Annotated in this window: 1 protein-coding gene; it reads right to left on the minus strand. The window is 62.9% G+C overall.

The genetic code is table 11. The features are described from left to right. On the minus strand, positions 1–941 hold a 941-nt coding region (gene tuf, locus DEM25_RS17450), incomplete at its 3' end, for an elongation factor Tu (protein ID WP_120222801.1). Between the last annotated feature and the right edge of the window lie 4 nt (positions 942–945).

Raw genomic sequence — 945 nt, forward strand, 5'->3', positions numbered from 1 at the left:
CCCTCTTCCTTGGTCAGGATGTAGGCCTCGGCCAAAAACTTCTTGTGCGGCTTGACCGAACCGGGCTTGCACAGAACCTGGCCGCGCTCGACGCCCTCGCGATCCACACCGCGCAAAAGCGCGCCGATATTGTCGCCCGCCTCGCCGCGGTCGAGCAGCTTGCGGAACATCTCGACGCCCGTGCAGGTCGTCTTGGTGGTGTCGCGGATGCCGACGATCTCGATCTCGTCGCCCACATTGATCACGCCACGCTCGACACGGCCGGTCACAACCGTGCCGCGGCCCGAGATCGAGAACACGTCCTCGATCGGCATCAGGAAGGGCTGGTCGATCGGACGGTCCGGCGTCGGAATGGCTTCATCGACAGCGGCCATCAGTTCGCGGATCGCATCCTCGCCCTTGGCCTTGTCGCCATCCTCGAGCGCCACGAGCGCAGAACCCTTGACCACCGGAATGTCGTCGCCGGGGAAGTCGTAGGACGACAGAAGCTCGCGCACTTCCATCTCGACCAGCTCCAAGAGCTCCTCGTCGTCGACCTGGTCGACCTTGTTGAGGAACACCACGATCGCCGGCACGCCGACCTGGCGGGCCAGCAAAATGTGCTCGCGGGTCTGCGGCATCGGGCCGTCGGCGGCCGAAACCACCAGGATCGCGCCGTCCATCTGCGCAGCGCCCGTGATCATGTTCTTCACATAGTCGGCGTGGCCGGGGCAGTCGACATGGGCATAGTGGCGCGCATCGGTCTCATATTCGACATGCGCGGTCGAAATGGTGATGCCGCGCGCCTTTTCCTCGGGCGCAGCGTCGATCTGGTCATAGGCCTTGAAGTCGCCAAAATACTTCGTGATCGCCGCCGTCAGCGACGTCTTGCCATGGTCAACGTGACCAATCGTGCCAATGTTCACATGCGGCTTGTTGCGCTCAAACTTTTCCTTGGCCATTTTC

This window comes from Oceaniradius stylonematis, assembly GCF_003149475.2.
GTDB classification, from domain to species: Bacteria; Pseudomonadota; Alphaproteobacteria; order Rhizobiales; family Rhizobiaceae; genus Roseitalea; species Roseitalea stylonematis.